Raw genomic sequence first — 13,026 nt, 5'->3', positions numbered from 1 at the left:
CCGCCCGCGGTCAACCGGCCAGCAGACCGATCGCCCGATACGCCTCATTCACCCTCGGTCGAGCCATCTCTCTGGCCTTCTCCGCACCCAACCGCAGCACCCCCTCCACATACGCAGGATCCGCGCACAGCTCCTTGTGCCTCTCCTGTACGGGCCTGAGGACCTCGACCACGGCCTCTGCGGTGTCCTTCTTCAGTGCTCCGTACGATTCATATACACCGCTCAGGTCCTCGGGGTTCCCACCCTCACAGGCAGCGAGGATCTCCAGCAGGTTCGCGAGCCCCGGCCGCGCCTCCCGGTCGTAGACGACGTCGCGCCCGCTGTCGGTCACGGCCCGCATGACCTTCTTCCGCACCGCGGCCGGCTCGTCCAGCAGATAGACGATCCCCGGCCCGACGTCGTCGGTCTTCCCCATCTTCGACGTCGGGTCCTGCAGGTTCATCACCCGGGCCCCGACCTTCGGAGACGTGGCCCGCGGCACCACGAACGTCTGCCCGTACCGCTGGTTGAACCGCACCGCCAGGTCCCGCGTCAGCTCCACATGCTGCGTCTGGTCGTCCCCCACGGGCACCTCGTCGGTCCCGTACGCCAGGATGTCCGCCGCCATCAGCACGGGATACGTCAGCAGCGACAGCCGGACACTCCCGCCCCGCGCCCGCTCCCGCGCCGCCTTCTCCCTGTACTGGATCATCCGCCGCATCTCACCGTCCGTGGCCACGCACTCCAGCAGATAGGACAGCCGCGCGTGCTCATCCACATGACTCTGTACGAAGACGGTGCACAGCTCCGGATCCAGCCCCGACGCCAGCAACAGGCTCGTCGCCTGCCGACTGAGCCTGCGCACCCGCGCCGGATCGTGGTCCACGGTCAGCGCGTGCAGATCCACGACGCAGAACAACGCGTCCGTCCGGTGCTGGTCGACCTCGGCCCACCGCCGTACGGCTCCCAGGTAGTTCCCCAGAGTCAGATGCCCAGTCGGCTTGACCCCGCTGAAAACCCGTGTCATCTCTCCACCTCCTGATCAGGACCGCCGCCACCGGCCGGCCGACCCTCAGGAGGGAGATACGAGAACGGCCGCCGGGGGCGGCGGCCGTCGAGTACATACGTGAGTACGGCCGCCTTCAGGCGGCCCACCACTGCTGGTGACACGTACGCGTAGTCATGGGGGCGAGGCTACGCCTCCGGAGGGCCGCACGACAGCAAGTTGACACACCTCGAGCCGGTACGTAGTGTTCTCCGGGTTGTCCGACGTGAGCGCCGACCCCGGTCGGTCCCCGGGCAGCCATTCGCAGGTAACCACCAACAACCGACGATCCGTCGTCGTGTCATTGGCGCGCGTATTTGCGAAATGAGGAATCCGCGTTCGAAAGGACGCAGCCCCCGATTAGCTCGGGAGCCGGGAATCCGCTAAAGTCTCACTCGTCGGAACGGCCCAACAGTCGCGAAGACAACCCCCGCTGACTGGGAATCAGGCCCGAAAGGATCTGATAGAGTCGGAACCGCCGGAAAGGGAAACGCGAAAGCGGAAACCTGGAAAGCACCGAGGAAATCGGATCGGAAAATGATCTGATAGAGTCGGAAACGCAAGACCGAAGGGAAACTGCCCGGAGGAAAGCCCGAGAGTAGCTTGGGTGAGTACAAAGGAAGCGTCCGTTCCTTGAGAACTCAACAGCGTGCCAAAAATCAACGCCAGATATGTTGATACCCCGTCCGCCGGAATCTTCCGGTGGTCGAGGTTCCTTTGAAGTAAAACACAGCGAGGACGTTGTGAACGGTCGGGCTTATTCCGCCTGACTGTTCCGCTCTCGTGGTGTCGACCCGATTACGGGTAAACATTCACGGAGAGTTTGATCCTGGCTCAGGACGAACGCTGGCGGCGTGCTTAACACATGCAAGTCGAACGATGAACCACTTCGGTGGGGATTAGTGGCGAACGGGTGAGTAACACGTGGGCAATCTGCCCTTCACTCTGGGACAAGCCCTGGAAACGGGGTCTAATACCGGATACAACACTCTCGGGCATCCGATGAGTGTGGAAAGCTCCGGCGGTGAAGGATGAGCCCGCGGCCTATCAGCTTGTTGGTGAGGTAACGGCTCACCAAGGCGACGACGGGTAGCCGGCCTGAGAGGGCGACCGGCCACACTGGGACTGAGACACGGCCCAGACTCCTACGGGAGGCAGCAGTGGGGAATATTGCACAATGGGCGAAAGCCTGATGCAGCGACGCCGCGTGAGGGATGACGGCCTTCGGGTTGTAAACCTCTTTCAGCAGGGAAGAAGCGAAAGTGACGGTACCTGCAGAAGAAGCGCCGGCTAACTACGTGCCAGCAGCCGCGGTAATACGTAGGGCGCGAGCGTTGTCCGGAATTATTGGGCGTAAAGAGCTCGTAGGCGGTCTGTCGCGTCGGATGTGAAAGCCCGGGGCTTAACCCCGGGTCTGCATTCGATACGGGCAGACTAGAGTGTGGTAGGGGAGATCGGAATTCCTGGTGTAGCGGTGAAATGCGCAGATATCAGGAGGAACACCGGTGGCGAAGGCGGATCTCTGGGCCATTACTGACGCTGAGGAGCGAAAGCGTGGGGAGCGAACAGGATTAGATACCCTGGTAGTCCACGCCGTAAACGGTGGGAACTAGGTGTTGGCGACATTCCACGTCGTCGGTGCCGCAGCTAACGCATTAAGTTCCCCGCCTGGGGAGTACGGCCGCAAGGCTAAAACTCAAAGGAATTGACGGGGGCCCGCACAAGCAGCGGAGCATGTGGCTTAATTCGACGCAACGCGAAGAACCTTACCAAGGCTTGACATCGCCCGGAAAGCATCAGAGATGGTGCCCCCCTTGTGGTCGGGTGACAGGTGGTGCATGGCTGTCGTCAGCTCGTGTCGTGAGATGTTGGGTTAAGTCCCGCAACGAGCGCAACCCTTGTTCTGTGTTGCCAGCATGCCCTTCGGGGTGATGGGGACTCACAGGAGACTGCCGGGGTCAACTCGGAGGAAGGTGGGGACGACGTCAAGTCATCATGCCCCTTATGTCTTGGGCTGCACACGTGCTACAATGGCAGGTACAATGAGCTGCGAAGCCGTGAGGCGGAGCGAATCTCAAAAAGCCTGTCTCAGTTCGGATTGGGGTCTGCAACTCGACCCCATGAAGTCGGAGTTGCTAGTAATCGCAGATCAGCATTGCTGCGGTGAATACGTTCCCGGGCCTTGTACACACCGCCCGTCACGTCACGAAAGTCGGTAACACCCGAAGCCGGTGGCCCAACCCGTAAGGGAGGGAGCTGTCGAAGGTGGGACTGGCGATTGGGACGAAGTCGTAACAAGGTAGCCGTACCGGAAGGTGCGGCTGGATCACCTCCTTTCTAAGGAGCATCTAGGCTGCCGGGCTTGCCCGGTGGTCCAGGGCCATGACGCAGGCGAATGTTCTGCGGTGGTTGCTCAAGGGTGGAACGTTGATTATTCGGCTGGTTTCCGGGTCGGAGACTGTTAGTACTGCTCGCAAGGGCGTGGAAAACATGATCTTCGGACGGGATCCGGTCGGGCACGCTGTTGGGTGTCTGAGGGTATGGCCGTATGGCTGCCTTCAGTGCCGGCCCCAGTGAACTCCGGTGGTTACCGGGGGTGATGGGTGGTTGGTCGTTGTTTGAGAACTGCACAGTGGACGCGAGCATCTGTGGCCAAGTTTTTAAGGGCGCACGGTGGATGCCTTGGCACCAGGAACCGATGAAGGACGTGGGAGGCCACGATAGGCCCCGGGGAGTCGTCAACCAGGCTTTGATCCGGGGGTGTCCGAATGGGGAAACCCGGCAGTCGTCATGGGCTGTCACCCTTGCCTGAACACATAGGGCAAGTGGAGGGAACGCGGGGAAGTGAAACATCTCAGTACCCGCAGGAAGAGAAAACAACCGTGATTCCGGGAGTAGTGGCGAGCGAAACCGGATGAGGCCAAACCGTATGCGTGTGAGACCCGGCAGGGGTTGCGTATACGGGGTTGTGGGATCTCTCTTGATCAGTCTGCCGGCTGGTCGGCGAGTCAGAAACCGTTGATGTAGGCGAAGGACATGCGAAAGGTCCGGCGTAGAGGGTAAGACCCCCGTAGCTGAAACATTAACGGCTCGTTTGAGAGACACCCAAGTAGCACGGGGCCCGAGAAATCCCGTGTGAATCTGGCGGGACCACCCGCTAAGCCTAAATATTCCCTGGTGACCGATAGCGGATAGTACCGTGAGGGAATGGTGAAAAGTACCGCGGGAGCGGAGTGAAATAGTACCTGAAACCGTGTGCCTACAAGCCGTGGGAGCGTCGCGCATCGAGTTTACTCGGTGCGTCGTGACTGCGTGCCTTTTGAAGAATGAGCCTGCGAGTTTGCGGTGTGTTGCGAGGTTAACCCGAGTGGGGTAGCCGTAGCGAAAGCGAGTCCGAACAGGGCGCTTCAGTAGCACGCTCAAGACCCGAAGCGGAGTGATCTAGCCATGGGCAGGTTGAAGCGGAGGTAAGACTTCGTGGAGGACCGAACCCACCAGGGTTGAAAACCTGGGGGATGACCTGTGGTTAGGGGTGAAAGGCCAATCAAACTCCGTGATAGCTGGTTCTCCCCGAAATGCATTTAGGTGCAGCGTCGTGTGTTTCTTGCCGGAGGTAGAGCACTGGATAGGCGATGGGCCCTACCGGGTTACTGACCTTAGCCAAACTCCGAATGCCGGTAAGTGAGAGCGCGGCAGTGAGACTGTGGGGGATAAGCTCCATGGTCGAGAGGGAAACAGCCCAGAGCATCGACTAAGGCCCCTAAGCGTACGCTAAGTGGGAAAGGATGTGGAGTCGCAGAGACAACCAGGAGGTTGGCTTAGAAGCAGCCACCCTTGAAAGAGTGCGTAATAGCTCACTGGTCTAGTGATTCCGCGCCGACAATGTAGCGGGGCTCAAGCGTACCGCCGAAGTCGTGTCATTTCAGCATATAGGGCCAACGCCTGCTGGGATGGGTAGGGGAGCGTCGTGTGCCGGGTGAAGCAGCCGCGGAAGCGAGTTGTGGACGGTTCACGAGTGAGAATGCAGGCATGAGTAGCGATACACACGTGAGAAACGTGTGCGCCGATTGACCAAGGGTTCCTGGGTCAAGCTGATCTGCCCAGGGTAAGTCGGGACCTAAGGCGAGGCCGACAGGCGTAGTCGATGGATAACCGGTTGATATTCCGGTACCCGCTGTGAAGCGTCAAACATTGAACCAGGCGATGCTAAGTCCGTGAAGCCGTTCCGGACCCTTCGGGGAATGGAAAGTGGTGGAGCCGACGGACCAGACTTGCAGTAGGTGAGTGATGGGGTGACGCAGGAAGGTAGTCCATCCCGGGCGGTGGTTGTCCCGGGGTAAGGGTGTAGGACGTCAGGTAGGTAAATCCGCCTGGCAATAGTCTGAGACCTGATGCCGAGCCGATTGTGGTGAAGTGGATGATCCTATGCTGTCGAGAAAAGCCTCTAGCGAGTTTCATGGCGGCCCGTACCCTAAACCGACTCAGGTGGTCAGGTAGAGAATACCGAGGCGTTCGGGTGAACTATGGTTAAGGAACTCGGCAAAATGCCCCCGTAACTTCGGGAGAAGGGGGGCCATCACTGGTGATCCGATTTACTCGGTGAGCTGGGGGTGGCCGCAGAGACCAGCGAGAAGCGACTGTTTACTAAAAACACAGGTCCGTGCGAAGCCGTAAGGCGATGTATACGGACTGACGCCTGCCCGGTGCTGGAACGTTAAGGGGACCGGTTAGTCACTCTTCGGGGTGGCGAAGCTGAGAACTTAAGCGCCAGTAAACGGCGGTGGTAACTATAACCATCCTAAGGTAGCGAAATTCCTTGTCGGGTAAGTTCCGACCTGCACGAATGGCGTAACGACTTCTCGACTGTCTCAACCATAGGCCCGGTGAAATTGCACTACGAGTAAAGATGCTCGTTTCGCGCAGCAGGACGGAAAGACCCCGGGACCTTTACTACAGTTTGATATTGGTGTTCGGTTCGGCTTGTGTAGGATAGCTGGGAGACTTTGAAGCTCGGACGCCAGTTCGGGTGGAGTCGTCGTTGAAATACCAGTCTGGTCGTGCTGGATGTCTAACCTGGGTCCGTGATCCGGATCAGGGACAGTGTCTGATGGGTAGTTTAACTGGGGCGGTTGCCTCCTAAAGAGTAACGGAGGCGCCCAAAGGTTCCCTCAGCCTGGTTGGCAATCAGGTGTTGAGTGTAAGTGCACAAGGGAGCTTGACTGTGAGACCGACGGGTCGAGCAGGGACGAAAGTCGGGACTAGTGATCCGGCGGTGGCTTGTGGAAGCGCCGTCGCTCAACGGATAAAAGGTACCCCGGGGATAACAGGCTGATCTTCCCCAAGAGTCCATATCGACGGGATGGTTTGGCACCTCGATGTCGGCTCGTCGCATCCTGGGGCTGGAGTCGGTCCCAAGGGTTGGGCTGTTCGCCCATTAAAGCGGTACGCGAGCTGGGTTTAGAACGTCGTGAGACAGTTCGGTCCCTATCCGCTGCGCGCGCAGGAATATTGAGAAGGGCTGTCCCTAGTACGAGAGGACCGGGACGGACGAACCTCTGGTGTGCCAGTTGTCCTGCCAAGGGCATGGCTGGTTGGCTACGTTCGGGAGGGATAACCGCTGAAAGCATCTAAGCGGGAAGCCTGCTTCGAGATGAGTATTCCCACCCACTTGATGGGGTAAGGCTCCCAGTAGACGACTGGGTTGATAGGCCAGATATGGAAGCCTGGTAACGGGTGGAGTTGACTGGTACTAATAGGCCGAGGGCTTGTCCTCAGTTGCTCGCGTCCACTGTGTTGGTTCTGAAACCACGAACAACCCCATTCCCGGTTTGGTCACGGGGGATGGTGCGGTTGAGTGTTTCATAGTGTTTCGGTGGTCATAGCGTGAGGGAAACGCCCGGTTACATTCCGAACCCGGAAGCTAAGCCTTACAGCGCCGATGGTACTGCAGGGGGGACCCTGTGGGAGAGTAGGACGCCGCCGAACAAATATTGCAAAAACCCCTACCGGGAAACCGGTGGGGGTTTTCTGCGTTTAGGGTCGAGTCATGCGCTATGACCTCGTGATCTTCGACAATGACGGTGTTCTCGTCGACAGCGAACCCATCTCCAACCGGCTCCTCGCCGAGTACCTCACCGAACTCGGGCACCCGACCTCGTACGAGGAGTCCAGCCGGTACTACTCAGGCTGAACTCGCAGCGTCGTCTTGGGTGGTGACGGCTCATGATCCTCGCGCTATTGCTGGATCATGAGGTATGCGGCAGCGGGCGGGTACACGCCCGAGGAACAGGCCCGTCGGGAACGGTTGCGGCTGGAGGTCGCCGAGCGGTTCGCGGCGGGTGAGTCGAGTGCGCGGATCGCGCGGGAGTTGCGGGTCACGAAGCGCTCGGTGGAGCGCTGGCGGGCGGCGTGGAAGCAGGGTGGAGCGGCGGCGCTGTACTCGGCGGGACCCGTGGCGCGGGAGCGGCTGAGCGAGCGGCAGTGGGAGAAGGTGGCTGCTCTGCTGGACGCCGGGCCCGGCGTGTGCGGCTTCGAGGACGATCAGCGCTGGACGCTGGCGCGGGTCGCCGACCTGATCGGCCGGACCTGCCATGTCAACTACACCCTGACCGGGGTGAGCAAGCTGCTTGACCGGCACGGTTACTCCTGGCAGGTCCCGGTGCGCCGCTCGGCGGCACGCGACGAGGAGGAGATCACACGCTGGCGGGAGGAGACCTGGCCCGAGGTGGAACCACCGCCGGCGAGCTCGGCGCCTACATCTGCTTCGCCGACGAGTCGGGGCAGGGGCTGAGCCCGCCGCGAGGCCGGACCTGGGCCAGGCGCGGGGCTCGCCCGCAGGTCACAGTGCACGTACGCAAGCGCGGGCGGGTCAACGCGCTCGGTGCGGCCTGCTACCGCCCCGGCGGCCACCGGCCGCGCTTCGCCTACCGGTTACACACCTGGCACGGCCGCAAGAACGAGAGCAAGAGCTTCACCCTGGACGAGTACCGCGCCTTCCTGACTGCGCTCCATCATCAACTGCACACCCCCGTCGTGCTGGTGTGGGACAACGTCTCCACGCACAAGACGCCGGAGTTCACCGCGTGGGCAGCGCGGCAGAAGTGGCTTCGGGTGTTCCACCTCCCCAGATACGCACCCGAGCTGAACGCCGTCGAGTGGATCTGGTCCTGGCTCAAACGAGGCATCGTCAACTTCCTGCTCGCCGGTATCGACGACCTCGAAGCGCTCGTCCGCAGTCGACTCAAGCAGATCCAGTACCGGCCCGACGCGATCACCGGCTGCCTCGCCGACACCGGACTGATCACGAAGCCGCCATGATCCATCACAGCGACGCTACGGGTTCAACCTGAGTACATGGGATCGGCCATGCACCGGATTCACGAGCTCGTTCTGGAACGGACGGGGGAGACGCTGCCGGGGGACTTCGACGCCGTCTTCCATCAGCGAGTGTTCGCCGCGTTCGAGCGAGAGCTGGAGCCCGTGCCGGGTGTCGTCGCCGTGCTGGAGAAGCTGGTCGCGGACGACGTGCCGTACTGCGTGGCGTCGTCCGGCAGTCACGAGCGGATCCGGGTGGGACATCGGACGACCGGGCTCGACCGGTGGTTCGGGGAAGGGCTCGTGTTCAGTGCGCAGGACGTGGGGCGGGGCAAGCCGGCGCCGGACCTCTTCCTGCACGCGGCCGAGCGGATGGGTGTCGCGCCGGAGAGGTGTGCCGTCGTCGAGGACAGTCCTCTCGGGATACGGGCGGGGCTCGCGGCCGGGATGGATGTGTACGAGTATGTGGCGATGACGCCCGCCGGGAAGCCGACCGGAGCCAGGGGATGCTTCTCGGACATGGGAGAGCTGCTCGACCTGCTTAGTTGAGCAGTATTCAACTTCCTCTACCCATGAGTAGGTCGTGCCCCCTACTGTGCCGCCATGACAGATGTACTGCGGCGCGGTAGGGCCGCGTTGGCGTTCAGCTTCTTCGCTCAGGGTGTCGCGTTCGCGCTGCTCGTGACGCGGATTCCGGCCATCCAGGACCGGTACGGGGTCTCCGACGCGTTGTTGCCCGCCTTCCTCGCTGCTGTGCCGGTCCTCGCCGGGCTCGGCAGCGTCTGCACCGAGCAGCTCGTGAAGAAGGTGCCGCCGAGCCGGGTGCTGCGGTGGTCCCAGCCCGTCGTGCTCCTGGCCCTGCTCGGCGTGGGGGCCGGCGAGCAGCTGGTCGTACTCGGTGCCTCGCTGGCCGCCTTCGGGCTGGCGGTCGGGGCGCTCGACGCGTCCATGAACATGCTCGGGGTGAGCCTGCAGCGGTCGTACGGGCGGAGCATCATGCTCGGCTTCCACGCCGTGTACAGCGCGGGTGGGATAGCCGGAGCCTCGCTGGCGTGGGTCGGGGCGCACTGGCATCTGGCGCTGCTGGTGTCGTATCTGCCGGTGGCGGTCGTGCTGCTGCCGGCCGTGCTGGTCGGGAGCCGTTGGTACGTCGACGCGGGGTCCGCAGGAGAGAAGAAGGAGGACGCCGTCCCGGCGGGAGCGGGTGGGACCATCGGCTTCACCATGCTGCTGCCGCTCTGTCTGGTGATGTGCTTCGCGTACATCGGGGACTCGACCGTCTCCAACTGGAGCGCGAAGTACCTGCAGGACGTCCTGGGGAGCAGCGAGCAGCTGGCGACCGTGCCGTACAACGTTTACATGGTCACCACGTTGATCGGGCGGTCCCTCGGGGACTTCGGGGTACGGAAGTTCGGGGCCGCTGCCGTCGTGCGGGCCGGGGCGGTGATCGCGGCGGTCGGGTTCGCCGTGGTGGCGGGGGCGCCGGGAGCCTGGGTGGGGATGCTCGGGTTCACGCTGCTGGGCCTCGGGCTGTGTGTACTGGTGCCGCAGACGTTCGCGGCGGCCGGGCGGCTGTTCCCCGGAGCTTCGGATGCGGCCGTCGCTCGGCTGAATATCTTCAACTATGTCGGGTTCTTGATCGGGTCTCCGTTGGTGGGGGCCGTGGGAGACCTGTGGAGCTACCGCGGGGCGATGCTCATACCGATGGCTTTGGTGCTGGTGACGTTGGTGTACGCCCGCTCGTTCGAGACGGAACCGGACCGATACGGTGGCGGGCATGAGCGGCCGCGCACAGCTGATGTGGGACGAGGCAGTAACGGGCTATGACTTCGGTCCGGACCATCCGATGGATCCGGTCCGGCTGGCGTTGACCCGGAGTCTGGTGAGTGCCTTCGGACTCGACCGGGAGATGGACGTCGTCTCGGCGAAGCCGGCCGGGGAGTCGACCCTGAGGCTCGTGCATCGCGCGGACTACGTGGCGGCGGTCAGGGCCGCGTCCGCCGACCCCCGGGGCGCGGACGGGTCGTACGGGCTGGGGACCATGGACGATCCGGCCTTCGCCGGGATGCACGAGGTGTCCGCGCTCATCGCGGGGCAGTCGGTGGGGGCGGCGGAGGCGGTGTGGCGAGGGGACGCGCTGCACGCGGTGAACTTCGCGGGCGGGCTGCACCACGCGATGCCCGGGGGCGCGTCGGGGTTCTGTATCTACAACGACGCGTCGATCGCCATCGCCCGGCTGCTGGAGCTGGGAGCCGAGCGGGTCGCGTACGTGGATGTCGACGTGCATCACGGGGACGGGGTGCAGGCGGCGTTCTGGGAGGATCCTCGGGTTCTGACGATCTCGCTGCACGAGCATCCTCGGACCCTCTTCCCGCAGAGCGGGTGGCCGGAGGAGACGGGGGCCTCGCCGAGTGCGGAGGGGTCGGCCGTGAATGTGGCGGTGCCGGCGGGGACCGGGGACGCGGGGTGGGTACGGGCGTTCCATGCAGTGGTGCCGGAGCTGATCGCCGACTTCCGGCCGCAGGTGCTGGTGACCCAGCACGGGGCCGATACGCACTTCGAGGATCCGTTGGCGCACCTGGCGGTGTCGTTGGACGCGCAGCGGGCGGTGCAGGTGGCCCTGCACGAGCTGGCCCATGAGTACGCCGACGGGCGGTGGGTCGCGCTCGGCGGGGGCGGGTACGCGGTGGTGGAGGTGGTGCCGCGGTCCTGGACGCATCTGGTGGCGATCGCGGCGGGCCGGGAGATCGCGCCGGAGAGCGTGATTCCCGAGGAGTGGCGGCAGCAGGTGTTCGCTCGTACGCGGCAGTTGGCGCCGGCGCGGATGACCGATGGGCGGTGGCCCGTGGCCTGGACGGACTGGGAGGCGGGGTACGACCCCGCGGATCGGCTGGACCAGGCGGTGTTGGCTGCGCGGAAGGCCGTGTTTCCGTTGCGGGGGTTGTTGCCGTAGGGGTTTTCGCCCCCGCCGCCCCCGCCGCCCCTGCCCGTCCCTCCCTCCCCCCACTCTCGGCTTCGCTCGAGCGGGGGACCCCCATCCAGGGGCTGCGTGCCCCTTCGACCCCCGTCACAGACTCGGGGCTCCGCCCCGGACCCCGTTCGCGCAGTTCCCCACGCCCCTGCAAGGACGCGCTAGGCCAACTGTGTGGTTGGTGGCGGGTTTTCGGGTTCGGGGGTCGGGGGTGCGTCAGCATCGGGGGCGTGGTGAGTGGTGCGGCGTTGCGGGAGCACCTGGTGGCTTCCGGGCTGGCCGGGCGGGTCGGTACCTCCCGGGAAGCGAGTCTGCGGAGTTATCGGTTGTTCGCTGCCCGGGACCCTCGGTTTCTGATCGGTCTTGATCCTGAACTGTCCTGGCGGCAGCGGGATGTGCTCGATCTGATGGCGGAGAAATGTGGGGTTTCGGCCGACCCGGGCTGCACATCAGGGCAGGATGTGATTGATCCGGAGCGCACGATGGGGGCGCTGGACCGCTTCGCGGAACGCGTCGCGGTGGTCGCTCGGAGTGGTGGAGCGGTGCTTTTCGGGACGGGGCATCCGCATCGGCTGATCGGTTTCTACGGCGCATTGGCGGACGCTTTGTCGGCGTCGGGATGTGAGGTTCTCACCCCTGCGACGGGTAGACGTGTCGACATAACGACCCGGTTCGGTCTACGCACGCACAACCTCGACTACGTACGGGGCGTCGCTGTCGTCCGCGAGGCGACCGCCTTGCGCTCCGGTTGTGCGACCGGCGTGCATACCCATTCACCGCTCCCGGTTCGGACGGTTCTGGCGGCCGTGGCGGAGGTCGGCGGGCCGCTCCCGGAACTCGTGGTGGGAGACCACGGATGGGTCTGCGGGGCAGGTCAGCTGGGGTTCGAGGCGATCGGTCTTGCCGATACGGACGATCCGGCACTCTTTGTGGGGGAGGCGGAGGGGCGCGTGTCCGTCGCCGTTCCACTTGATGACGGTGTGCGGTCTGATTACTACCGACCGCTGACCCGCTACGTACTCAATCGGGCGTGTCTGTCACAGTAGGGCGCCGATGGCATCCCCTCTTCCCCACTCGCATCACCCGCCCCTACATTGGGGAGTGAGCACGCAACGACGAAGAGTCACCGGAAGGGGAAGCCGGTGACCGTCGAGTGCGGAAGGTTCAGGTGTGTCATGGCTGCAGCTGGCGAGAGGCCTCTGAACGAGGTTCAGTTCCTGACCGTGGCGGAAGTCGCCTCGGTGATGCGAGTGTCCAAGATGACCGTGTACCGCTTGGTGCACAGCGGTCATCTGCCGGCGATCCGGGTGGGCAGGTCCTTCCGGGTGCCGGAGCAAGCGGTACACGAGTACCTCCGCGAGAGCTATGTGGGGGTGGAGACGGCCTGACGGTCACTGGTGCCGAGGGGCTCCCGGAGGCCCTGCGAGACCTCCGGGATACCCGAGGCGCCCCCTCGATTACGACCTCAGCGCTCGGACCGGTAGGCTGGCCCCTTGTAGGTCGTATGGGCCCATGGCGCCCAAACGCCGAGTGATGAGAAGTGAGCGAGGGTAGTCGTGGGCTCTGTTATCAAGAAGCGGCGCAAGCGGATGGCTAAGAAGAAGCACCGCAAGCTGCTCAAGCGCACCCGCGTTCAGCGTCGCAACAAGAAGTAAGGCGGTCCGGCCCCGAAACGGGGTCCTGGCCGGCCCCCTCGCGTAGGGGGCCGTACGCCTTG

Annotated in this window: 8 protein-coding genes, 3 rRNA genes and 2 pseudogenes; 12 read left to right on the top strand and 1 reads right to left on the bottom strand. The window is 63.6% G+C overall.

Going from position 1 to position 13,026, the window contains the following annotated elements:
* Nucleotides 1-10 precede the first annotated feature (10 nt).
* A complete protein-coding gene (gene trpS, locus OG622_RS21180; protein ID WP_371578110.1) occupies nt 11-1,006 on the bottom strand; it encodes a tryptophan--tRNA ligase in 996 nt (331 codons plus the stop codon).
* Between the two features lie 829 nt (nt 1,007-1,835).
* On the opposite strand from trpS, the gene OG622_RS21175 reads away from it, so the two are divergent.
* The 12 genes and pseudogenes from OG622_RS21175 to OG622_RS21120 all read left to right on the top strand — a co-directional run bounded on the left by OG622_RS21175 (nt 1,836) and on the right by OG622_RS21120 (nt 12,964).
* Nucleotides 1,836-3,361 (top strand): 16S ribosomal RNA (locus tag OG622_RS21175).
* Between the two features lie 313 nt (nt 3,362-3,674).
* Nucleotides 3,675-6,797 (top strand): 23S ribosomal RNA (locus OG622_RS21170).
* 95 nt (nt 6,798-6,892) lie between these two features.
* Nucleotides 6,893-7,009 (top strand): 5S ribosomal RNA (gene rrf, locus OG622_RS21165).
* Together the 16S, 23S and 5S rRNA genes form the textbook arrangement of a ribosomal RNA operon.
* Nucleotides 7,010-7,070: 61 nt before the next feature.
* Nucleotides 7,071-7,211, top strand: a pseudogene (locus tag OG622_RS21160) (hydrolase); the annotation flags it as partial.
* Between the two features lie 60 nt (nt 7,212-7,271).
* Nucleotides 7,272-7,814 carry a winged helix-turn-helix domain-containing protein gene (locus OG622_RS21155; RefSeq protein WP_371572293.1) on the top strand — a complete coding sequence of 181 codons (543 nt, stop codon included), beginning with the start codon at nt 7,272-7,274 and terminating at the stop codon, nt 7,812-7,814.
* On the top strand, nt 7,724-8,341 hold the full coding sequence (locus OG622_RS21150) for an IS630 family transposase (RefSeq protein WP_371583978.1): 618 nt from the start codon (nt 7,724-7,726) through the stop codon (nt 8,339-8,341). The genes OG622_RS21155 and OG622_RS21150 overlap by 91 nt, the downstream gene beginning before the upstream one ends.
* A 30-nt stretch (nt 8,342-8,371) precedes the next feature.
* Nucleotides 8,372-8,887, top strand: a pseudogene (locus tag OG622_RS21145) (HAD-IA family hydrolase); the annotation flags it as partial.
* Between the two features lie 54 nt (nt 8,888-8,941).
* Complete coding sequence (locus tag OG622_RS21140) at nt 8,942-10,165, top strand: MFS transporter (RefSeq protein WP_371578109.1); 1,224 nt, start codon at nt 8,942-8,944, stop codon at nt 10,163-10,165.
* On the top strand, nt 10,116-11,291 hold the full coding sequence (locus OG622_RS21135) for an acetoin utilization protein AcuC (protein WP_371578107.1): 1,176 nt from the start codon (nt 10,116-10,118) through the stop codon (nt 11,289-11,291). The genes OG622_RS21140 and OG622_RS21135 overlap by 50 nt, the downstream gene beginning before the upstream one ends.
* A 248-nt stretch (nt 11,292-11,539) precedes the next feature.
* Nucleotides 11,540-12,355, top strand: coding sequence for a phosphatase (locus OG622_RS21130; RefSeq protein ID WP_371578105.1), 816 nt, complete (start codon nt 11,540-11,542; stop codon nt 12,353-12,355).
* A gap of 129 nt (nt 12,356-12,484) precedes the next feature.
* Nucleotides 12,485-12,697, top strand: coding sequence for a helix-turn-helix domain-containing protein (locus OG622_RS21125; protein WP_004984898.1), 213 nt, complete (start codon nt 12,485-12,487; stop codon nt 12,695-12,697).
* 168 nt (nt 12,698-12,865) lie between these two features.
* Nucleotides 12,866-12,964: a 30S ribosomal protein bS22 gene (locus tag OG622_RS21120; RefSeq protein WP_003948845.1), complete on the top strand. Its 99-nt coding sequence runs from the start codon at nt 12,866-12,868 to the stop codon at nt 12,962-12,964.
* The last annotated feature ends 62 nt before the right edge of the window (nt 12,965-13,026 follow it).

Source organism: Streptomyces sp. NBC_01314 (assembly GCF_041435215.1).
Taxonomy (GTDB): domain Bacteria; phylum Actinomycetota; class Actinomycetes; order Streptomycetales; family Streptomycetaceae; genus Streptomyces.
Note: the sequence above shows the minus strand (reverse complement) of the source record. Positions and strands in the feature narration are given on the sequence as shown.